The organism is Erwinia artemisiae, assembly GCF_051400835.1.
In the GTDB taxonomy this organism is placed as follows: Bacteria; Pseudomonadota; Gammaproteobacteria; order Enterobacterales; family Enterobacteriaceae; genus Erwinia; species Erwinia aeris.
Map to the genome: position 1 here is coordinate 15,504 of NZ_JBLFFM010000006.1, position 21,683 is coordinate 37,186.

Sequence of the window (21,683 nt, forward strand, 5' to 3'; positions counted from 1 at the left end):
TTAAATGTGAGCCGCACGGATGCGGTTGTTGTGCCCCTCGTTATGTGTCTGTAAGCAAAGGCTGGCAATCGCCAGCCTTTTTTTATGGGTGCGCAGACAAAAGCGCAGGGAGCAATTAAGCGCCGCCCTGCGTTTTTTTATGCGGTCAGCTTTACCGGCTCGTCAGCGAAATCCGCAGCGGGTTTCAGACCCAGCTCCAGCTCTTCCAGCAGCGCTTTCAGGCGCACGTGGAAATTACGCAGCGTCTCTTCCAGGCGTTCGTTGTTTTCCTTTCCTTTAATTGCCGAAGGCTTCCAGTTGCCCTCTTTATCGAACAGGCCGAAGTGATACTCATAGGTGAAGTGATCTTCCTGTGCTTCCAGCTCCATCCACCAGCCCCAGAACTCACGCAGTTCCGGCGCAGGTTTCACATTGACGCAAACGGCCAGACAGTCGAAGAAGAAGCGCTCATCCACACATTTGGCCTCGCGGATATAAGGTCCTAATGTGCCGAAACGCTTCATTAAGCGGCTTTTGGGATGCCCACTCGGTAACGCCATTGTTAAAACTCCTTTGTTGAGCCCGTTAGTTTTCGCTAAGCGTTAATATTTAGCCACTCAGCGTGTTAATCGTTTAGCTAACCAGTCAACAATATCACGTAATGCTTTATCAAAGTTGCTCAATACAGGCGAAAGTGCGATTGGCATCAGCTTACCGTCGAGCGAGGAATTCACGATCAGCTTTGATTCCTCCGCCGGGCTGAAAGGATCGTTCGGCCAGTAAGCGGACAGCATCGGCGTTGGGCAGCGGCGGCCCAGCAGCCCCTGGGTTTTCAGCGAGTAGCGGCTCAGCTCGACCCGCAGCGCGGAATCGGCGGCCGATGCCATGCCCAGCCGGCTGGCCAACACGTCCATATACATTTCGGGAATGCTGTCCTGCAACGCGCTATCGCACAGCAGGCTGTGTACCACCGGCCCCAGACAGGCCACGGCGCGCAGTCGAGGCGCTTCCAGCCAGGCCAGCCGCACGGCAATGTTGCCGCCAAAGCGATAGCCGAAAGCGGCCACGCGGGTATGATCGACCCAGGCAACGTTTTCCAGCTGTTTTAACACCTGCTGGTGCAGAAAACTGGAATCCTGCGTCAGCTTCCATTTTGCAGAGAAGCCGACCGAAGGCATGTCGATGGTCAGCATTGCGATGCCACGCGGCGCAAGGTAGTCGTGGAAAAGGCGATAGTGATCGGTTTGCAGTGAATCCAGGCTGCTGCACAGCAGCACCGTAGGATAAGGCGCGCGGGCTTTTTCCGGCATATGCAAAAAGCCAAAAATGGAACTGCCGCCGGGAATGGTGAACTCCAGCTCTTTCAGCTCGCCCGGCAGTCTTGAGGTGGCCTCTTCATAGGCACGATTCGCCAGCTGCTGCGCCTGATCGGCCAGCTCATCGCCTTTCAGATGCGGATAGCCCGCTACGCCGTACAGGTTAGCAGCGTGCAGCCAGCACTGGCCCGCTTCGGCATCGGTAGCCGCCGAGGCGGCTTTATCCTGCCAGCGCGCGGCCTGCTGCGACCATTCGTAGATCCAGTTGCCGCCGCGATAGCCAATCACCGTATCCAGCAGCTGTTCATCAGTGTGGTCGGCGCGGCTGCTGGCTATCCTGGCCAGCACTTCGCCAATCTCCAGCGGCGACAGTCCCCGCCACGTCCAGAGCAGACGATTAACCATCCGATACCAGCCTGCATGGCTGTCGCCTTCCAGCGCGGAATGCAGCGGCAGCGGCTTGTGATGATGCAGGCGCCGGATCAGGGAGGAGGTTTCAGGATGCTTAAAGCGGGGTTTAAAGAGTTCTTCGCTGAGATTTTTAGGCGACATAGTACGATCCTTCGACATACGGAGAATCGTCTTAGTCTATAGCAGCCTGGCGGCTGACGCGAACCGTAAAACGCGCAACGCCCGGCGGAACCGGGCGTTTTGATTGAGCTAAATCAACCTTTTACGATTGGCGGGATATACACCACGCCCATATCCCACGGCTGTTCAATCCAGGTATTCTGTGGAATATCCACGACATAGTCGTCCACCAGCGGACGACCGGCCGGTTTGGCGAAAATAGTCACGAAACGCGCTTTTGGATACATATCGCGGATCGCCTGAGCGGTGCCGCCGGTATCGACCAGATCGTCAATTACGATAAAGCCTTCGCCGTCGCCTTCCGCGCGCTTCAGCACGTGCATTTCACGCTGGTTGTCGTGATCGTAGCTGGAGATGCACACGGTATCGACATAGCGGATGCAGAGTTCGCGAGCCAGCAGCGAAGCGGGCACCAGGCCACCGCGGCTGACCGCAATAATGCCTTTCCACTGTTCGACAGGAAGCAGGCGCTGGGCCAGTTTACGGGCATGGATTTGCAGCATGTCCCAGGTGACGACGTATTTTTCACTCATAAAAGGAGTCCCGGCCGATAATAACGGCTTAAAAATGTACAATGGGATGGGTTGCGCGGAATTATAGAGATCTGAGCCGCTAAAAACCAGCACAGGATAGCCCGGAAGGTGCTTTTTTGCCGAAGCGAACTAAGCATGCCTCTGGAAACAATGATATTCTTTGGGTTTGCTGCGTCAGATACTGACCAACCCTATCACAAATGCTCACTCCCGCGCCGCTGGCCGGGGATGTCGACACAGGAGATTTAACGTGTCCGAACTTTCTCAACTGTCACCACAGCCGCTGTGGGATATCTTCGCCAAAATCTGTTCAATCCCGCATCCTTCTTATCATGAGGAAGAGCTGGCTAACTATGTGCTGAGCTGGGCTGGCGAGCAGGGTTTTGTCACCTTTCGCGACGAAGTGGGCAATATTCTGATCCGCAAGCCGGCCACGAAAGGGCTGGAGCACCTCAAGCCGGTCGCGCTGCAGGCGCATCTGGATATGGTGCCGCAGAAAAACAACGACACCACCCACGATTTCACCAAAGATCCAATTCAGCCATGGGTTGATGGCGAATGGGTCAAGGCGCGCGGTACCACGCTGGGCGCCGATAACGGCATCGGCATGGCGTCCGCGCTGGCGGTGCTGGCGGATAAAACCGTCGAGCACGGCCCGCTGGAAGTGCTGCTGACCATGACCGAAGAGACCGGCATGGTCGGCGCTTTCGGTCTGCAACCGGGCTGGCTGCAGGCGGATATCCTGATCAATACCGACTCGGAAGAGGAAGGCGAGATCTATATGGGCTGCGCGGGCGGCATTGATTTTACCACCACGCTGCCGCTGAGCCGCGAAGCGGTGCCGGCCGGTTACGAGCATATCCAGCTGATCCTGAAAGGCCTGAAGGGCGGCCACTCCGGTGCGGATATTCATCTGGGCCTGGGCAACGCCAACAAACTGCTGGCCCGTTTCCTGTTCGCACACGCCAAAGCGCTGGATCTGCGCCTGGTGGATTTCACCGGCGGCACGCTGCGTAACGCTATCCCGCGTGAGGCGATGGCGACGCTGGCTGTTCCGGCCGACAAGCTCGACCAGCTAAAAGGCATGGCGCTGCACTATCTGGAAACCCTGCGCAACGAGCTGGGTCTGAAAGAGAAAAACATCAATATCGTGGTGGAAAATATCGCCGCTAACGACCAGGCGCTCTCCACCATCAGCCGCGACGCCTTTATTGCGCTGCTGAACAGCACGCCAAACGGCGTGATCCGCAACTCCGACGTGATGAAAGGCGTGGTGGAAACCTCGCTGAACGTTGGCGTGGTGTCGATTAAGGATGACGAAGCACGTATCAACTGCCTGGTGCGCTCGCTGATCGACAGCGGCAAAGATTACCTGGTGGAAACGCTGACGGCGCTGGGCGATCTGGCGGGTGCGAAAACCGTGGCGAAAGGCAGCTATCCAGGGTGGCAGCCCGATGCCTCTTCGCCGGTGATGGCGCTGGTGGAAGAAACCTACAAAAAGCTGTTTAACAAAGCGCCGAATATTCAGGTGATCCATGCGGGTCTGGAATGCGGCCTGTTTAAAAAACCTTATCCGGATATGGATATGGTTTCTATTGGCCCCACCATCACCGGCCCACACTCGCCGGATGAGCAGGTGCATATTGGCAGCGTCGGCCTTTACTGGCAGCTGCTGACCGCGCTGTTGAAGGCGATCCCGGCTAAGTAAAACAGGACGGGCGAAGCACCACGCTTCGCCCGTTTTCTCTCCCGCTCGCAATCTCGCTCAGGGCAACGTACGCGGCATTAAATCCCCAGCAGTAATTGTCTTTCCAATTGCGGATTCAGCAAAGTTACGTGCAGCCCGACCAGACGCACGCCGCGCCCTGCCCGCCGCTCTTCCCAGGTTTTTTTCGCCACGTCGATCAGGTCTTCTTTATTCAGCACTGGCCAGACGTGCTCCTGGGTCGTCTGCTGGAAATCGTCAAACTTCAGCTTTACGCCCTGCCTGGCGATCAGCAGATCGGGCTTAATCACCTTTAGCCGCCGTTCCAGCTCCGCATAGAGAAAATCGATGATTTCCAGGCACGCTTCCCATTCATGAATATCCGCCGACAGCGTGCGCTCCACGCCCAGCGATTTACGCAGGCGATCCGTTACCACCTCGCGCTCGTCGATGCCGTTACAGCGCTCCCACAGCACGCGGCCAAACTTGCCGAAGCGCTTTAGCAGCGCGGCCAGATCCGTTTTCTGCACGTCGGCGCAGGTGTGCAGCCCCAGCTCCTCCAGCTTTTTCGCGGTGACCTTGCCGACGCCGGGTATTTTTGCCAGCGGCAGCGTCAGCAGAAACTGCGGGAGTTCCTGCGGCGTGATCACAAACTGGCCGTCCGGCTTATTCATATCCGAAGCGATTTTTGCGACGAATTTAATCGGCGCCACCCCGGCCGACGCGGTGAGATCCAGTTCGCGGGCGATGGTCTGCCGGATCTCCCGCGCCATCAGCGTGGCGGATCCGTGGCAGTGCGGGCTGTCGGTAACGTCCAGGTAGGCCTCGTCCAGCGACAGCGGTTCGATAAGCGAGGTATAGCGCGAGAAAATATCCCGAATATGCGCGCTGGCTTCTTTATAAGCGTCAAAACGGCCGGGGATCACTTTCAGATGCGGGCAAAGCTTAAGGGCCGTCGCGGTCGCCATCGCGCTGTGCACGCCAAACTTCCTGGCGGGATAGTTAGCGGTGCTGATCACGCCGCGCTTGTGCTGGCTGCCGCCAATAGCGATAGGGATATTGCGCAGGCTGGGATCGTCGCGCATCTCCACCGCCGCATAAAAGCAGTCCATATCTACATGTATAATCTTGCGCATTCGCCCCTCCGCCAGCACTGGATAAGTATACAGGCAGCGAGCGCGTTTTCAACAGGTTAACGGGCGGCCGAAGCGCAGCGGCAGCGGCCTGGCGCAACTTTTCTCGGTTTTTTCTACGCGGCTCTCTTGATAAAAAAATAGACAATGCTAATGTGACGCAGCTTTTACGGATATTTCCGAAACTGCGAGTCAACCACGTCTTCGGACGGCGTATCAACCCTACTATCAAGGGAACCAGAATGGGCAAAATCGCACTGCTGTTTGCGATGTTTTTTCTGCCAGCCGTTGTTTTCGCCAGCGCGCCGGTCGCACCGATCGCTCCTCTGGCGCCGGTAAGCAAAGAGTTAAAGAAGCAGTTACTCGGCACACCTGTTTATATTCAGATCTTTAAAGAAGAACGCACGCTTGAGCTGTATGGCAAAATCGGCACCGAATATCGGCTGCTCGACAGCTACCGTATCTGTAATTTCTCCGGCGGGTTAGGCCCTAAACGTCGCCAGGGCGATTTTAAAAGTCCGGAAGGGTTTTATAGCGTGGGGCTTTCCCAGCTGAAGCCGGACAGCCGCTTTTATCGCGCTATTAATACGGGTTTTCCAAACGAATATGACCGCCAGCAGGGTTATGAAGGGAAATACCTGATGATCCACGGGAACTGCGTTTCCGTGGGCTGCTATGCCATGACGGATGCCAATATCGACGATATCTATCGCTATGTGGAAGCGGCGCTGCGCAACGGCCAGCCGCGCGTGGCCGTCAGCATTTATCCATTCCGCATGACCGACAGCAACCTGCAGCGCCATCGCTATTCGGTTTATTTCAGCTTCTGGCAGCAGCTCCAGCCCGGCTACGCCGAGTTTGTGAAAAACCGCCAGCCGCCGGCAATGGGCGTCAGCGGCGGCAAGTACGTGCTGAACAGCCCGTTGCTGAACGATGCCACCAGCCAGTCAGCGCTGGCGCTCTCCGAGGCAAAATAACGCCCAGTCGCCTGGCGCAATTTTGTGCCAGGTTTCGTTGCCCGTTAAGGGCTGAGTGGCGATCACCGTGACCACGTCATCCGGCGTGGTCTGCTTCTGAAAATCTATCTCCACGTCCTGATCCAGCAGCGTCGCTTTACCGAACGGCGCGCGACGCGTGATCCAGAACAGATTGGTCGAGCAGAACGCCATCAGATAGCGGCCATCCGACAGCAGCATATTAAATACGCCCTTTTCCCGCAGTTCCGTCGCCAGCTCCGCAATATAGCGAAACACCGCCGGCCAGTTGCCCGGCGTGCGCGGGTAGCGCGTGGTCAGCTTATGCAGCAGCCAGCAGAACGCCTGCTCGCTGTCCGTCTCGCCTATCGGGCGAAAAGGGCCGGTTTCCAGCCCGCGATAGCCTTTCAGCTGGCCGTTATGCGCGTAGGTCCAGTTGCGTCCCCACAGCTCGCGGGTAAAAGGATGGGTGTTTTCCAGCGACACCTCGCCACGGTTCGCCTGACGAATATGCGCCACCACCGAGCAGGATTTTATCGGATAATCCTGCACCAGGCGCGCTATCGGCGAATTAAAGCTGGGCTGCGGATCTTTAAACGTCCGGCAGCCTTTCCCTTCGTAAAAGGTGATGCCCCAACCATCCTTATGCGGGCCGGTTTTTCCGCCGCGCTGCACAAGCCCGGTAAAGCTGAAACAGATGTCCGTAGGGACATTCGCGCTCATCCCGAGCAGTTCGCACATAGCCGTTCCTCGCGTCAGTTACTTCGCCATCTCTTTTTCAATCAGCAGGATCAGGATATGAATAACTTTGATATGAATTTCCTGAATGCGATCGGCGTAGCCAAAGTGCGGCACGCGGATTTCCACATCGGCCGTTCCGGCCATTTTGCCGCCGTCCTTGCCGGTCAGGGTAATCACTTTCATTCCCTGCGCGCGCGCCGCCTCTACCGCTTTAATCACATTAGCAGAGTTGCCGGAAGTCGAAATGCCCAGCAGCACGTCGCCCGCGCGGCCCACGGCCTCAACATAGCGTGAGAAGATATGATCGTAACCAAAATCGTTGCCCACGCAGGAGATATGGCTGACGTCGGAGATAGCGATTGCCGGATAGCCGGGACGGTTGTCGCGATAGCGGCCGGTCAGCTCCTCGGCGAAGTGCATGGCGTCGCAGTGTGAACCGCCGTTGCCGCAGGAAAGCACCTTGCCGCCGGCTTTGAATGAATCCGCCAGCAGTACCGCAGCACGCTGAATAGCATGGATATTGGCGTCATCGCTGAGGAAATTATTGAGCGTGTCCTGTGCTTCACTCAGCTCGGCGCGAATGATGTCCTGATACATAGGGAGAGTCCTTTTAGGTGAGGTCTGCGGCAGTTTAGCAAGTTGCCACGCGGGCGAAAAGCGCCCTGCCCGTTCACGCGGCGCTTTGCCCTGTGCCGGTCGCGCTTTGTGAGCCAGGTTGTAATTATCATGTAAATAGATTGATAAAGAAAATCATCTCTATTACATCTGTAGCTAACAGGTCAGACCTCTTACAACTTACGGAGCGATGGTTATGATGGTTTTCAGTTGCGTGGCGACAATTTTGCTCATTGGCGCGCTGTTTTATCACCGTGTTAACCTGCGGCTGGCGAGCCTGCTCGTGCTGCTCTGGACGGCAGCCTGGGCGATGGCTGGCGTCTGGACGCCGTGGCTGCTGGTACCGTTAGCGATTATTCTGCTGCCCTTCAACGTGCTGCCGCTGCGGCAGGCGCTTTTTTCCAGACCGATGTTGAAGACCTTCCAGAAAGTGATGCCGCCGATGTCGCGCACGGAAAAAGAAGCGATCGACGCCGGCACTACCTGGTGGGAAGGCGATCTGTTTCGCGGACGGCCGGACTGGAACAAACTGCATGACTATCCGCAGCCAAGGCTGACGCCGGAAGAGCAGGCTTTTCTGGATGGCCCGGTAGAAGAAGCGTGCCGACTGGCTAATGATTTTCAGATAACCCATGAGATGGCCGACCTGCCGCCGGAGCTGTGGGCTTATCTGAAAGAGCAGCGTTTCTTCGCGATGATCATCAAAAAAGAGTACGGCGGCCTTGAGTTCTCCGCCTATGCCCAGGCGCGCGTGCTGCAAAAGCTGGCGGGCGTTTCCGGTATCCTGGCGATTACCGTTGGCGTGCCTAACTCGCTTGGCCCAGGCGAGCTGTTGCAGCATTACGGCACCGACGAGCAGAAAGATTACTATCTGCCCCGGCTGGCTAGCGGCCTGGAAATCCCTTGTTTTGCGCTGACCAGCCCGGAAGCGGGTTCCGACGCGGGCGCTATCCCGGACGTGGGCGTGGTGTGCCGGGGCGAGTGGCAGGGCCAGCAGGTGCTGGGAATGCGGCTGACCTGGAACAAGCGCTATATCACGCTGGCACCGGTCGCCACGGTGCTGGGCCTGGCGTTTAAGCTTTCCGATCCCGACCATCTGCTGGGCGAAAAAGAAGAGCTGGGCATTACCTGCGCGCTGATCCCTACCCAGACGCCGGGCGTGGAAATCGGCAAGCGCCACTTCCCGCTCAACGTACCTTTCCAGAACGGCCCGACGCGCGGCGACGCTATTTTCGTGCCGATTGACTATATTATCGGCGGGCCGGCGATGGCCGGTCAGGGCTGGCGGATGCTGGTGGAATGCCTCTCGGTCGGACGCGGCATCACGCTGCCGTCCAACTCCACCGGCAGCCTGAAAAGCATCGCGCTGGCTATTGGTGCCTATGCCCATATCCGTCGCCAGTTCCGTCTGCCTATCGGCAAGATGGAAGGGATCGAAGAGCCGCTGGCGCGCATCGCCGGAAACGCTTATGTGATGGACGCGGCCGCCTCGCTGATCACCAGCGGCATTATGCTGGGCGAGAAACCGGCGGTGCTCTCCGCTATCGTAAAATATCACTGCACCCATCGCGGCCAGCGCGCCATTATGGATGCGATGGATATCGCCGGCGGTAAAGGCATTATGCTGGGTAAAAGCAATTTCCTGGCCCGAGCCTATCAGGGCGCACCGATCGCCATTACCGTTGAGGGCGCGAACATTCTGACCCGCAGCATGATCATCTTCGGTCAGGGTGCTATTCGTTGTCATCCCTATATCCTTGCGGAAATGGCGGCGGCCCAGGATCATAATCTGCACGCGTTTGATAAAGCGTTGTTTCACCATGTCGGCCACGTCGCCAGCAATAATCTGCGTAGCCTGTGGCTGGGCCTGACCGCTGGCCGCACCAGTAAAACGCCGACCCGCGATGCAACCCGCCGTTACTATCAGCATCTGAACCGCTTAAGCGCCAACCTGGCCCTGCTTTCTGATATTTCGATGTCGGTACTGGGCGGCAGCCTGAAACGCCGCGAACGCATCTCTGCACGCCTCGGCGACGTGCTCAGCCAGCTTTATCTCGCCTCCGCCACGCTGAAGCGTTATGAAGACGAAGGCCGCAACGAGGCCGATCTGCCGCTGGTGCACTGGGGCGTGCAGGATGCGCTGAACCAGGCCGAAACCGCTATTGAGGATCTGCTGCGCAACTTCCCGAACCGGCTGGTCGCGGGTCTGTTGCAGGTTGTCTTCTTCCCGCTGGGCCGCCGCTGCCGCGCACCTTCCGACCGGCTTGACCATCAGCTGGCGCGTATTCTGCAAGTGCCTTCAGCCACACGTACTCGCTTAGGGCGCGGCCAGTATCTGACGCCGGGCGAAAATAACCCGGCAGGCCAGCTGGAAGAAGCATTAACGGACGTGATAGCGGCGGAAGCTATCCATGACAGGCTGAATAAGAAAGCGCAAAAGCCGCTCTCCTTTACCCGTCTGGACAAGCTGGCGCAAAAAGGCCTGGTGGAAAAATGGCTGACGGAAGAAGAGGCCGCCGTGCTGACGCGTGCCGAAGCCAGTCGCCTGCGCTCCATTAACGTGGACGAGTTTGAGGCGGATGCACTGGCAACGCAGCCGGTAAAGCAGCAGGATGATCCTCTGCATAAGGATCGGACGGAGAAAAGCCAGCCGCAGGCAGAAACCGAACGCAAAACGGAAGCCGCCTGAGTTGTCCGGCAGTCGTCGTGAAAGGTAGCGGCCTCGGCAATGGAATAAGGGAACCGGAAACGGTTCCCTTTTTGGCTTAACCGCCTCCGCTTTCTCAAGCAGGCCCTCTTTGTGCAGATCGGCTACACGCCTGCTTTCCTGAACCCGGTTTAAAATTAAGGCGAAACGAAGCAGATAAAGGGACAGAAAGCATGTATCCAGCCGAAGCGGCATTAAAGGCTTTGCTTGATCAAAGGGCAGAGAAGACCTTTCCCGCCCTTGCTATGGCTATTGGCAAAGGCGATAAACTAATATGGCAGGCGGCAGCGGGCTACGCTGATGCTAAAAACCACCTCAGGGCCACGCCGGAAACGCTGTTTGGCATTGGCAGCATCACCAAGGTTTTTGTAGCGGTCATCATCCTGCAGCTGGTTGAAGAAGGCTCCCTGACGCTTGACGCTTTCCTCGCAGACTGGCTGGCGGAAGAGAGCCTGGCAGGCGTCGCCAATGCAGAAACCGTTACCGTCAGGCAGCTGCTTGCACATTATTCCGGGATACCCAGCTGGGAAAACCAGCAGGCATGGATTTATGCAGCGCGCGGTCGGGAGGTCAAACCGGATAAGATATGGCTGCCGGAGGAAAACCTGGACTTTATCCGGGGGAAAAGCCCGCTCTGCCAGCCCGGAGAAGCCTTTCACTATTCCAACAGCAACTTTACGTTACTGGGTTTATTGATTGAAAAAGTCACCTCCCACGCGTTCGAAGAAGCCTTGCGCCAAAGAATCATCGGCCCGTTGCGGCTAAAAAATACCTTTCTTGAAACGTCGTTTTCTTCAGGCAGGAAAAACCTGGCGAAAAGATTTCACAGGCTGGATGCGCATTTTATTAAAAATGCCGGGATCTCAGCTTATTTCAAGGCAGAGCCTGGCGATCTTCTGGACGTTTCCGCCGTTAATCTGTCCGTTGAGTGGGCTGCCGGCGGCATCGTTTCTACCGCACAGGATGTGATGACTTTTATACTGGCGCTGAAAAATGGAAAATTGCTCAATCCTGAAAGCATGGCGGCAATGCAGCGCTGGTTGCCGGCCGATAGCGGAGAAATGGGGTTAAGCTTATTCAGAATAAATACCGATGGCGGGACGGCTACAGGACATGGCGGCAACGTGCTCGGCGCCAGCGCCTGCGTATGGTGGTATGAAAAAGCCAACTGTGCGGTCGCCCTTCTCACCAATGTAGGTTCAATGCATGCGGCCCCTGAGGCTGACTGCGCAAGCGCACTTTTTAAAAACTCTGCGGCAGGTAGCCTGGCCCGACAAATCGCCGCGCATTATTAACCCCTTAAAGTCTGGCGCGGTGCGGCGTCCGGCCCGCCAGGCCGATGCCAGCGCCCTCCGGCAATGCCATACCGCACGGTGAAACGCGGTACAGCCTTAAAAATTACAGGTATAATCCCTGAATTATTCAACAGCCTCAGAAACGAAAATGACAAAACTTACCTTACAAGAGCAGATGCTGAAAGCTGGATTAGTGACCAGCAAAAAAATGGATAAGGTCCAGAGAACGGCTAAAAAATCACGGGTTCAGGCTCGCGAGGCAAGAGCGGCCGTGGAAGAAAATAAAAAAGCCCAGCTTGAGCGCGATAAGCAGCTAAACGAGCAGCAGAAACAGGCGGCTTTATCCAAAGAGTATAAGGCTCAGGTGAAGCAGCTGATTGAAATGAACAGGATCGTTGTTGCAAGAGGCAATATTGATTTTAACTTCACGGATAACAATCTTATTAAGAAAATTACCGTGGATAAGCTTACTCAGGCGCAGCTGACAAGCGGTCGCCTCGCCATCGCTCGTCTCACGAGTGATAACGGCGGCGAGCACCAGTACGCTATTATCCCCGCGAGCGTAGCCGATAAAATTGCGCAGCGGGATGCGAGCAGCATCGTATTAAACAGCACCCTGAGTCAGGAAGAGCAGGATGAAGAAGATCCGTATGCCGACTTTAAAGTGCCTGACGATCTGATGTGGTAATAAACGCCTGCGGCCTGGGGTTATCTGACCTCATCCAGCCGCTCTTGCGTTAGTTCCGGACGGGGTCGCTTTCAGAACGGGCTGGCATGACGGATTTCTATCCGCTGCTGGCTAACGGGATGAACGAAGTGCAGTTCGCTGGCGTGCAGCATCATGCGCGGCGTCCGTTCGGTGCCTGGCAGCAGGCGTCCGCCATAAAGATCGCATCCCCAGATAGGGTGGCCCAGCAGCTGGCAGTGAATGCGGAGTTGATGGGTGCGCCCGGTTTCCGGCGTCAGCTGTACTCGCGTCAGCGGCAGCGACGTTCCGTTTTCCAGCTCATGATAAAAACGCTCAACGACCCGATAGCCGGAGCGAGCGGGCTTGCCGTGGGTGGCGCAAATTGACATCAGCGGGAACAGCGCCGGATCTTTGGCAATCGCGGCGTCTATCACCCCTTCGTCATCATCGGCATGTCCACAAAGCAGCGCGCTGTACACCTTGGTTACGGCGCGCTGGCTGAACTGCTGGCAGAGAGCGGCATTGATCGCCTTAGTGCGCGCAACCACCATCAGCCCGGAAGTGCCGAAATCCAGACGGTGAACCAGGGTGCAGCCGGGAAATAGCTTTACCAGCCGATGATGCACCGAATCCAGATTCTGCGGGTTTTTCCCCGAGAGGCTCAGCAACCCGGCGGGTTTAGCGATCAGCAGCAGATACTCGTCCTGATAAAGGATAGCTATTTCGTCATGGCACGGCGGAGCAATAAAGGTGTCGGGGATCACAGGCATCGGGTTACCGCACGGAGAGTGGCTGCGGATGATAACGAATTTTCAGCCCGCTGACGAATCTGTCTGCGCCCCGTGCTTAGCTTTCTCTCCGTCACGCCAATACTTCCCTCACCCTCGCCGCGCTTTTGTCGGCCTCGCATAGCCGAAAATTATCGTCCAGACTTAAAGTAAAGGCGTAGTCTGCGCGGGCATTGTGCTTTACACTGCGCGCTGCAAAAACTGAGTAGATAATCGATTAAGTAGGCGGTAATGGCGATGAACGGAACGATCACAACCTGGTTTAAAGATAAAGGCTTCGGATTTATCAAAGATGAAAACGGCGATAACCGTTATTTTCATGTGATTAAGGTCGCCAACCCAGACCTGATTAAAAAAGATGCGGCGGTAACTTTCGAGCCTACCACCAACAGCAAAGGGCTGTCAGCCTATGCGGTGAAAGTCGTCCCGGAAAGCAAATACATCTATATTGCAGGCGAGCGCCTGAAGCTCACCGCCATTAAAAATTACGTGGTGTTCAGCGAAGAAGTGCCGGTCGATGCCCGTATTGATAAAGAAAATCCGGTGCTTTCCGTGGGCGTATTGATGAGCAGCATCCGGCCGAAATCATCGGTTAAGCCAGGAGAAATGCGTACGCTGAAAAAACTGGCGATCACCACCTTCCAGGGCACCACGCTGATCTTCTCGGAAGATGAAATTGATATTGATGCGACGGTGAAACTGCTCAAGATGTAAATTAAGCCAAAATCCCGCAGCGTTAGCGGGATCCCCGCCCCGCTGGCCGGCCCGAATGTTCAGTACAGGGCGCGGTTGGCGGGTTGGCGGGTTGGCACCATTTTATCGGGCCGAAACCGCCTTGCGTAACGCCTCAGCCGTTCTGGCGCACTCGCGCTATCAGCGCATCAATGTTTTCGACATGGTCGGCGGCCAGAATGAGCGTTCTGCCCAGCGTTATCGCCTGACGGACGCATTCCGCTTTCATCACTTCATCCTGAATCGTTTTGATATCGGCAACCTGCGACATGCCCACGGTACGACGGATCAGCTCTGTGCCGCAGTAGCCCAGCGTATCGCGCCAGACTTTTGCCAAAAATTCGGCGGCATACCCCGGATAAGCCAGCGCGCGATCCCGCGTTTTTTCGGCAGCCAGCGCCAGGAAACCTTCGGCAAAGCTCTGCCAGGTTGTACGCACGTCGTCCAGGCGCTTTTCCCGCGCGTCGGCCGCTTCACGCGGCGCCAGCAGGCCGGGCAGCGCGCAGTAGTTGATTAGTAAATTACCTAATGCGCTGCCAACGTCAAAACCCATCGGGCCGTAAAAGCCAAATTCCGCATCGATCACTTTCAGGCTGTTTTCCGCCACAAAAATCGACCCACTGTGCACATCACCGTGCAGCAGCGCTTCCGCATTCGACAGAAAACGGTGCTTGAGCGCGGCGACCTTATGGCGCAGTTCATTATCGGTACGAAGCTGAGCAACCAGCGACTCCAGCGCGCGAGGATAGCCGTTGCGCTCATGCACTTCATAAGGCTCGTTGAAGAAGAGCTCTTCGGTGATATCGCACAGCTCCGGGTTGGTAAAACGGATAACGTCCGCTTTTTTCTGATACGGATGCTGATAAAAATCGGAGGTATGAAACAGCGTCTGCGCCAGATATTCGCCCAGCTGCGCGGCGGCCTGCGGATAATCAATGCCTTTCACCTGCTCACCGCGCCAGATAGCGTGGCTGGAAAGATCTTCCATCACCATTACCGCCAGCGCCGGATCGTAATGCAGAATTTTTACCGTATGCGCCGGACAAAACTGGCCGTGGATTTGCAGCACTTCTGCCTCAATGCGCGCGCGATCGAGCGTCAACGGCCAGGATTCCCCCACGCAACGGACATAGGGGAGCGCCTGCTTAACGACGATGCGGCTGACGTCGTCACGATCGAAGATTTTAAAAACAAGGTTAAGATTACCGTCGCCAATTTCCTGCGAACTGACCAGGCTTTGTGGGTCGGCAACGCCGCCAAATTCACGGGCATATTCCACCGCATCAGCTGCGGTGAACGTACGGTATTGCGACATTAACTCCCCCTCCACGTTTTAACTTGTCTGCTGCCTTCTTTACCTCAAGCCGTTCAGACGTCTATACATCCGTCAGGCATGTTGGCACAATATGACCTGACTACGCAACCAGGATTTAACCTTCATGCAGACACTAAGCACAACCAGCTTACAAGTTCGTGACAACCAGCTGTGGATCCTTGACCAGCAGGCGCTGCCGCAAAAGAAGATTTGGTGTCCCACGCCCGATGTGGCGGCGCTGGTCGAACATATTAAAACGCTGCGTGTACGCGGCGCGCCGCTGATTGGCCTTTCCGCCAGCCTGCTGCTGGCCCTGCTGGCGGAAAACGGTATGCCTAAACCGGCGCTGAGTGATGCGCTGGAAGTGCTGCGCGCCTCCCGCCCTACCGCCGTTAACCTGATGAACAATCTGGACAGGATGAAGCTGGCGCTGGCTCAGGAGCACTTTGTCACCGCGCTGTCTTTTGAGGCGCTGCGGCTGGTAGCAGAAGATAAAGCGCTGTGCGACAGCATTGCGGCGGCAGGCGTGAAGCTAATCAAGCCCGGCAGCCGCCTGCTGACCCACTGTAATACCGGCGGTCTGGCGACGGCCGGCGTCGGCACCGCGCTGGGCGTGATTGCGCGCGGCTGGCAGGAAGGCCGGGTGGAAAAGGTCTGGGTAGATGAGACGCGTCCGCTATTACAGGGCGGCCGCCTGACGGCCTGGGAGCTGGGCGAACTGGGCGTGCCCTATCGGCTGATCTGCGACAGCATGGCGGCCAGCCTGATGGCGAAAAAACAGGTCGATGCCATCTGGGTTGGCGCAGATCGTATTGCCGCCAACGGCGACGTGGCGAACAAGATTGGCACCTACAGCCTGGCGGTGCTGGCGCACTACCATAATGTTCCGTTCTACGTGGCTGCACCGCACACCACGCTTGATGCGCACTGCCCGAATGGGGACGCCATCCCGATCGAACAGCGAGCCGCCAGCGAAGTCACGGGCGTGGCGGGCAGTTTCGGCCAGGTGCGGTGGGCGCCGGAAGATGCGCAGGTCTATAATCCGGCCTTTGACGTCACGCCAGCGGCGCTGATAAGCGGCTGGGTGCTGGATACGGGCGTGGTCACGCCAGCCCAGGTCGAGGCGGGGGTTTTTCAGGCGGCGAGCTAAGCTCAAAAACCGCTTTGGTGCCCCTTTCCCGGTCTGTTCTTGCCGCTCCGACAGCAAATTGCATAGCAGTTTTGCTGCAAACAGCAGTAAAAACAGTCGGTTTTTTTTACGCTTCACAAAGGGACGAGGATTTTTTACCCGTTTCAATTAAGCCTGGCATACGTGTATACTATGTGAGCAGAACGAAACAGGAGGTTCATATGGACCGCAAAAAACAAGCCACTGCTGCTAATGCAGAGCAACTGGACGTTCTTTTTCAGTTGTTCAACAGTGTTCAGGGCGTTGAAGTTTCCGGTTCTTCTCTGGAAGAGGTAAGAGCAAGCTTCCGCCGTGCCCGTAAAGCGAACTCAGGCTCAGAGGGATCTCATGCCGGTTTACGTAAAGCCCATCGATAAGGTAGAGATTAACCCTCTTTTTGATGACATCTGCGACTTCTTTGGTTTTGACAGTGAAGTCGTGGATGATTACGAACCTGAGCTTTCCCTGATTCAGTACATCTGGCAATCAACAAAGCAGGTAGAAATATATACGCTGGCTCCCGAAGGTTTTCCCGGTCGCGTTAAAGACTCTAACTCAACTCTCGGATCTTCCCCTTACTATGTTGGATTATTCCATGGCCGCGTCATGCCGCCGCCGGACAATGATCCGCTAATTGTTGTCACCTTCCGCCATTACGAAGAGGCTGAAAAGCCGAAAACGGCCGTTGTCCTGCATACCATGATTGTCCACGATGAAATGTTTGGGGTAAAAAAGCGCAAGCGCGATACAGCCTACATGCAGTGGATACGTCAACGGCTGATTAATTTAATTGAAGGCAAAAAAAAACCTGCCGATTACCATTAGATAAACAGTCCTTACCACTCATCCCAATAAAAAAGCGGGCCCTGAACGCTCCGCTGCCTTAACTCAGACAACGCATTGTTCAGAACCCGCTCTTTCCGCGATCGGACAGCTATCAGGCGTAGCCGTAGCTCATCAGACGCTGATAGCGACGATCCAGCAGCTCTTCTTTGCTTAGCTCGTCCAGCTCGGCCAAATCGGCCAGCAGCTGTGCCTTCATCGAAGCGCCAATCGCCAGCGGATCGCGGTGCGCGCCGCCCAGCGGCTCCGGGATCACCGAATCGATCAGCTTCAGCTCTTTCAAACGCGGAGCGATAATGCCCATCGCTTCTGCGGCCAGCGGCGCTTTATCCGCGCTTTTCCACAGAATTGACGCACAGCCTTCCGGCGAAATCACCGAGTAGGTGCTGTACTGCAGCATATTCACTTTGTCGCCGACGCCAATCGCCAGCGCGCCGCCGGAGCCGCCCTCACCGATAACGGTACAGATAACCGGAACGGTCAGGCCAGACATCTCACGCAGGTTACGTGCGATAGCCTCAGACTGCCCGCGCTCTTCCGCGCCCACGCCCGGATAAGCGCCCGGCGTATCGATAAAGGTCACGATCGGCATATTAAAACGCTCGGCCATTTCCATCAGGCGCAGCGCCTTACGGTAACCTTCCGGCGCCGGCATGCCAAAGTTACGACGGATCTTCTCTTTAGTCTCGCGGCCTTTCTGATGACCGATGATCATCACCGGACGGCCTTCCAGGCGAGCAATGCCGCCGACGATAGCTTTGTCGTCCGCGTAAGCGCGATCGCCAGCCAGCTCGTCGAAATCGGTAAAGACATTACGGACATAGTCCAGCGTATAAGGACGCAAAGGATGACGCGCCAGCTGCGCGATCTGCCATGCACCTAAATCGGAGAAGATTTTCCGGGTCAGCTCGACGCTTTTTTCGCGCAGACGCTGGATCTCTTCATCCAGGTTAATATCCAGTTTTTCATCCTGACGGCCAACCGACTTCAGCGAGTCAATTTTCGCTTCAAGTTCTGCGATTGGCTGTTCGAAATCCAGGTAATTAAGACTCATAATATTCCTGTTTTAGTCAAACTCCAGTTCCACCTGCTCCGACCCGATCAGCGATCGCAGGTCGTTTAATAAACGATCGCTGGGCGATACGCGCCACGCTGCACCGAAGCGCAGCCTCGCCCGCGCATCCTCTCTCTGATAGTAGAGATGAACCGGAATAGTCCCCGAACGATAAGGTTCCAGGGATTGGCGGAGACGGTTTAAAAGCTGGTCATCAATTTGCCTGTCCGTCAGCGAGATAGCAAGCCCGCGAGCATATTTTTCACGGGCTTCATCAATGTCCATCACATCGCGAGCGGTCATTTTAAGCCCGCCGCTGAAGTCATCGAAGCTGACCTGTCCGCTGACGATCAGGATACGGTCTTTTTCCAGCAAATGCTGGAACTTATCAAGTGCATCGGTGAATAACATCACTTCCAGACGACCGGATCGGTCGTCCAGCGTACAAATACCGATACGGTTTCCGCGTTTTGTTACCATTACGCGAGCCGCCACCACCAGACCGACGGCCATGGTCATTTTGCCACGTTCGGTCGGGTGCATGTCTTTCAGGCGCATTCCTCCCACGTAGCGCTCGATCTCTTTCAGATACTGATTAATCGGGTGCCCGGTTAAGTAAAGCCCTAAGGTTTCTCTTTCGCCATCCAGCCTGACCTGTTCTGGCCACGGCGTCACGTCGGCGTAGGATTTTTCAATCTGTTCCGGCTCATCGGCCAGCACGCCGAACATATCCGCCTGGCCAATGGCCTCGGCTTTGGCGTGTTGATCCGCCGCTTTCAGCGCATCGTTCAGCGCGCTCATCAGGGCCGCACGGTGTGGCCCAAGCCGGTCGAACGCGCCGGACATAATCAGCTTTTCCAGCACGCGCCGGTTAAGCTTTTTGGTATCGGTGCGCGCGCAAAGATCGAACAGTTCCCGGAAGTAGCCGTCTTTATTACGCGCTTCCAGAATCGCTTCGATCGGGCCTTCGCCCACGCCTTTGATTGCGCCGATACCATAAACGATTTCGCCATCGTCATTCACGTGGAACGGATACAGCCCGGCGTTGATATCCGGCGGCAGGACTTTCAGCCCCATCCGCCAGCATTCGTCCACCAGGCCAACCACCTTCTCGGTGTTATCCATATCGGCCGTCATTACCGCCGCCATAAACTCGGCCGGATAGTGCGCCTTCAGCCACAGCGTCTGGTAGGAAACCAGCGCGTAAGCGGCGGAGTGCGACTTGTTAAAGCCGTAACCGGCGAACTTCTCCACCAGGTCGAAGATTTTTATCGCCAGCTCGCCGTCGATGCCACGCGCTTTCGCGCCGTCTTCAAAGCCGCCGCGCTGTTTGGCCATTTCGACCGGGTTCTTTTTACCCATCGCACGACGCAGCATATCCGCGCCGCCGAGGCTGTAGCCCGCCAGCACCTGCGCAATCTGCATCACCTGTTCCTGATACAGGATAATGCCATAGGTCGGTTCCAGCACCGGCTTCAGCGACTCATGCTGCCACTGAATGTCAGGATAGGAAATCGCTTCGCGCCCGTGCTTACGGTCGATAAAGTTATCTACCATGCCCGACTGAAGGGGGCCAGGGCGGAACAGCGCCACCAGTGCGATCATATCTTCAAAGCAGTCCGGCTTCAGACGCTTGATCAGATCCTTCATGCCGCGCGATTCAAGCTGGAACACCGCCGTGGTTTCCGAGCGCTGTAGCATATCGAAACTTTTCTTGTCATCAAGCGGAATCGCCGCGATATCGACAGGCGGCTCGCCGTGCTTCTTGCGACGGGCGTTAATCATCGCCAGCGCCCAGTCGATAATGGTCAGCGTACGCAGCCCCAGGAAGTCAAACTTCACCAGACCGGCGTATTCCACGTCGTTCTTGTCGAACTGGGTAACCGGATGGTTGCCGTTTTCGTCGCAGTAGAGCGGCGCAAAGTCGGTGATTTGCGTAGGCGCAATCACCACGCCACCCGCATGTTTACCGGCGTTACGCGTGACGCCTTCCAGCTTGCGCGCCATATCGATCAGCGCTTTGACTTCCTCGTCCGCCTCGTAAATTTCCGGCAGCTGCGGCTCGGCCGCAAAAGCTTTTTCCAGCGTCATGCCCGGATCGGGCGGCACCAGTTTAGAGATACGATCGACGAAGCCGTAAGGATGCCCCAGCACGCGGCCCACGTCGCGGATCACCGCTTTCGCCGCCATCGTACCAAAGGTGATAATCTGCGAAACCGCCTTGCGGCCGTACATTTCGGCCACGTGCTCAATGACCAGATCGCGTTTTTCCATGCAGAAGTCGACGTCAAAGTCGGGCATGGAAACACGTTCCGGGTTAAGGAAGCGCTCGAACAGCAGGTCGAATTCCAGCGGATCGAGATCGGTGATTTTCAGCGCATAGGCCACCAGCGAACCGGCGCCGGAACCACGGCCCGGCCCGACCGGCACGTTGTTATCTTTCGACCACTGGATAAACTCCATTACGATCAGGAAGTAGCCGGGGAAGCCCATCTGGTTGATAACGTTCAGCTCGATTTCGAGGCGCTCGTCATATGCCGGCCTTTTTTGCGCGCGCTCTTCGGGATCGGGGAACAAAAATTCCAGTCGCTCTTCCAGCCCCTCTTTCGATTTCATCACCAGGAAATCTTCGGTGGTCATATCGCCGGTCGGGAACTGCGGCAGGAAGTATTCGCCCAGGCGAATAGTCACGTTACAACGCTTAGCAATTTCCACGCTGTTCGCCAGCGCTTCCGGGATGTCCGAGAACAGCTCGCACATCTCATCAACGCTGCGCAGATATTGCTGAGGACTGTAGAGGCGTGGCCGTTTGGGATCGTCCAGCGTGAAGCCGTCGTGGATGGCTACGCGGATTTCATGCGCGTCAAAATCGTCCTCTTCCAGGAAGCAGACTTCATTGGTCGCCACAACCGGAATACCTTCGGTCGTGGCCAGCTCAACGGCGGCGTGCAGCCAGGATTCTTCGTCAGGTCGACCGGTGCGGATCAGCTCCAGATAGTAACGATTGGGGAAATATTGCTTGTAGAACGCCAGGCATTCGGCCACCTGCGTCTGGTTGCCGCGCAGCTGCATTTTGCCAACGTCGCCCCGACGACCGCCGGAAAGCAGGATCAGGCCTTCGTTCAGCTCAATCAGCCAGTCGCGATCGATGGTCGGGCCGGCCGCGCCATAGCCGCGCTGATAGGCGCGTGAAATCAGCAGGGTAAGATTCTGGTAGCCGGTATTGGTCGCGGCCAGCACGGTCAGCTGCGACAGCTCTTCGCCCATCGCCTCGCTGGCAACGTTAAAGTCCGCGCCGATAATCGGCTTCATGCCCTGACCGTGTGCCGTGCCATAAAACTTCACCAGCCCGCAAAGGTTGGTGAAGTCCGTAATGGCTATGGCGGGCATACCCATCGCCGCCGCTTTTTTCACCAGCGGGGCAGTCTTGGCTAATCCATCCACCATGGAGTAGTCGCTGTGTACGCGTAAATGAACAAAACGAGGTTCGGCCATCTTTAATCCTG

At 56.5% G+C, this 21,683-nt stretch carries 19 protein-coding genes; 9 read left to right on the plus strand and 10 right to left on the minus strand.

Annotated features, from left to right (window positions below):
- Positions 1-137: 137 nt before the first annotated feature.
- The 3 genes from crl to gpt all read right to left on the minus strand — a co-directional run bounded on the left by crl (position 138) and on the right by gpt (position 2,419).
- Positions 138-539: a sigma factor-binding protein Crl gene (gene crl, locus ACMGEE_RS14225; protein WP_125289119.1), complete on the minus strand. Its 402-nt coding sequence runs from the start codon at positions 537-539 to the stop codon at positions 138-140.
- Positions 540-596: 57 nt separating this feature from the next.
- Positions 597-1,847: an esterase FrsA gene (frsA, locus tag ACMGEE_RS14230; protein ID WP_253455162.1), complete on the minus strand. Its 1,251-nt coding sequence runs from the start codon at positions 1,845-1,847 to the stop codon at positions 597-599.
- 113 nt (positions 1,848-1,960) lie between these two features.
- Positions 1,961-2,419, minus strand: a complete 459-nt coding sequence (gene gpt / locus ACMGEE_RS14235; protein WP_125289117.1) for a xanthine phosphoribosyltransferase — start codon at positions 2,417-2,419, stop codon at positions 1,961-1,963.
- Between the two features lie 250 nt (positions 2,420-2,669).
- Between gpt and pepD the strand changes: the two genes are divergently transcribed.
- Positions 2,670-4,127 (plus strand): beta-Ala-His dipeptidase, encoded by a 1,458-nt coding sequence (gene pepD / locus ACMGEE_RS14240; RefSeq protein ID WP_253455163.1) that lies wholly within the window; start codon positions 2,670-2,672, stop codon positions 4,125-4,127.
- A 77-nt stretch (positions 4,128-4,204) separates the two neighbouring features.
- On the opposite strand, the gene dinB is transcribed toward pepD, so the two are convergent.
- Positions 4,205-5,260: a DNA polymerase IV gene (dinB, locus tag ACMGEE_RS14245; protein WP_301251345.1), complete on the minus strand. Its 1,056-nt coding sequence runs from the start codon at positions 5,258-5,260 to the stop codon at positions 4,205-4,207.
- A 239-nt stretch (positions 5,261-5,499) separates the two neighbouring features.
- Here dinB and dpaA point away from each other — a divergent pair, with 239 nt between their 5' ends.
- Positions 5,500-6,234 (plus strand): peptidoglycan meso-diaminopimelic acid protein amidase, encoded by a 735-nt coding sequence (gene dpaA, locus ACMGEE_RS14250; protein WP_253455166.1) that lies wholly within the window; start codon positions 5,500-5,502, stop codon positions 6,232-6,234.
- Here dpaA and ACMGEE_RS14255 read toward each other — a convergent pair.
- Positions 6,205-6,972, minus strand: a complete 768-nt coding sequence (locus ACMGEE_RS14255; protein WP_253455167.1) for a class II glutamine amidotransferase — start codon at positions 6,970-6,972, stop codon at positions 6,205-6,207. The two genes, dpaA and ACMGEE_RS14255, sit on opposite strands and share 30 nt — an antisense overlap.
- Before the next feature lie 18 nt (positions 6,973-6,990).
- The gene (gene lpcA, locus ACMGEE_RS14260; protein ID WP_253455168.1) at positions 6,991-7,569 is read right to left on the minus strand and encodes a D-sedoheptulose 7-phosphate isomerase; all 579 of its coding nucleotides are present in this window, start codon (positions 7,567-7,569) and stop codon (positions 6,991-6,993) included.
- Between the two features lie 214 nt (positions 7,570-7,783).
- Between lpcA and fadE the strand changes: the two genes are divergently transcribed.
- The 3 genes from fadE to ACMGEE_RS14275 all read left to right on the plus strand — a co-directional run bounded on the left by fadE (position 7,784) and on the right by ACMGEE_RS14275 (position 12,277).
- Positions 7,784-10,276, plus strand: a complete 2,493-nt coding sequence (fadE, locus tag ACMGEE_RS14265; protein WP_436830241.1) for an acyl-CoA dehydrogenase FadE — start codon at positions 7,784-7,786, stop codon at positions 10,274-10,276.
- Between the two features lie 191 nt (positions 10,277-10,467).
- Positions 10,468-11,589: a serine hydrolase domain-containing protein gene (locus ACMGEE_RS14270; RefSeq protein WP_436830242.1), complete on the plus strand. Its 1,122-nt coding sequence runs from the start codon at positions 10,468-10,470 to the stop codon at positions 11,587-11,589.
- 148 nt (positions 11,590-11,737) lie between these two features.
- Positions 11,738-12,277, plus strand: a complete 540-nt coding sequence (locus ACMGEE_RS14275; RefSeq protein WP_301251351.1) for a DUF2058 domain-containing protein — start codon at positions 11,738-11,740, stop codon at positions 12,275-12,277.
- A 71-nt stretch (positions 12,278-12,348) separates the two neighbouring features.
- Here the strand turns inward: ACMGEE_RS14275 and ACMGEE_RS14280 are convergent, their stop codons facing one another.
- The gene (locus ACMGEE_RS14280) at positions 12,349-13,047 is read right to left on the minus strand and encodes an RluA family pseudouridine synthase (RefSeq protein WP_436830243.1); all 699 of its coding nucleotides are present in this window, start codon (positions 13,045-13,047) and stop codon (positions 12,349-12,351) included.
- 249 nt (positions 13,048-13,296) lie between these two features.
- On the opposite strand from ACMGEE_RS14280, the gene ACMGEE_RS14285 reads away from it, so the two are divergent.
- Positions 13,297-13,779 (plus strand): cold-shock protein, encoded by a 483-nt coding sequence (locus tag ACMGEE_RS14285; protein ID WP_125289108.1) that lies wholly within the window; start codon positions 13,297-13,299, stop codon positions 13,777-13,779.
- 133 nt (positions 13,780-13,912) lie between these two features.
- Here ACMGEE_RS14285 and mtnK read toward each other — a convergent pair whose 3' ends face one another.
- A complete protein-coding gene (gene mtnK, locus ACMGEE_RS14290) occupies positions 13,913-15,112 on the minus strand; it encodes an S-methyl-5-thioribose kinase (RefSeq protein ID WP_436830244.1) in 1,200 nt (399 codons plus the stop codon).
- 124 nt (positions 15,113-15,236) lie between these two features.
- Here mtnK and mtnA point away from each other — a divergent pair, with 124 nt between their 5' ends.
- From mtnA to ACMGEE_RS14305, 3 genes are all read left to right on the plus strand, one after another.
- Positions 15,237-16,262 (plus strand): S-methyl-5-thioribose-1-phosphate isomerase, encoded by a 1,026-nt coding sequence (gene mtnA / locus ACMGEE_RS14295; protein WP_436830245.1) that lies wholly within the window; start codon positions 15,237-15,239, stop codon positions 16,260-16,262.
- A gap of 200 nt (positions 16,263-16,462) precedes the next feature.
- Complete coding sequence (locus tag ACMGEE_RS14300; RefSeq protein ID WP_370734548.1) at positions 16,463-16,657, plus strand: hypothetical protein; 195 nt, start codon at positions 16,463-16,465, stop codon at positions 16,655-16,657.
- Positions 16,629-17,105 carry a hypothetical protein gene (locus tag ACMGEE_RS14305; protein WP_436830246.1) on the plus strand — a complete coding sequence of 159 codons (477 nt, stop codon included), beginning with the start codon at positions 16,629-16,631 and terminating at the stop codon, positions 17,103-17,105. The genes ACMGEE_RS14300 and ACMGEE_RS14305 overlap by 29 nt, the downstream gene beginning before the upstream one ends.
- 112 nt (positions 17,106-17,217) lie before the next feature.
- Here the strand turns inward: ACMGEE_RS14305 and accA are convergent, their stop codons facing one another.
- Both accA and dnaE read right to left on the minus strand, forming a co-directional pair.
- A complete protein-coding gene (gene accA / locus ACMGEE_RS14310) occupies positions 17,218-18,177 on the minus strand; it encodes an acetyl-CoA carboxylase carboxyl transferase subunit alpha (RefSeq protein WP_125289105.1) in 960 nt (319 codons plus the stop codon).
- A gap of 12 nt (positions 18,178-18,189) precedes the next feature.
- On the minus strand, positions 18,190-21,672 hold the full coding sequence (gene dnaE, locus ACMGEE_RS14315) for a DNA polymerase III subunit alpha (RefSeq protein WP_436830247.1): 3,483 nt from the start codon (positions 21,670-21,672) through the stop codon (positions 18,190-18,192).
- Between the last annotated feature and the right edge of the window lie 11 nt (positions 21,673-21,683).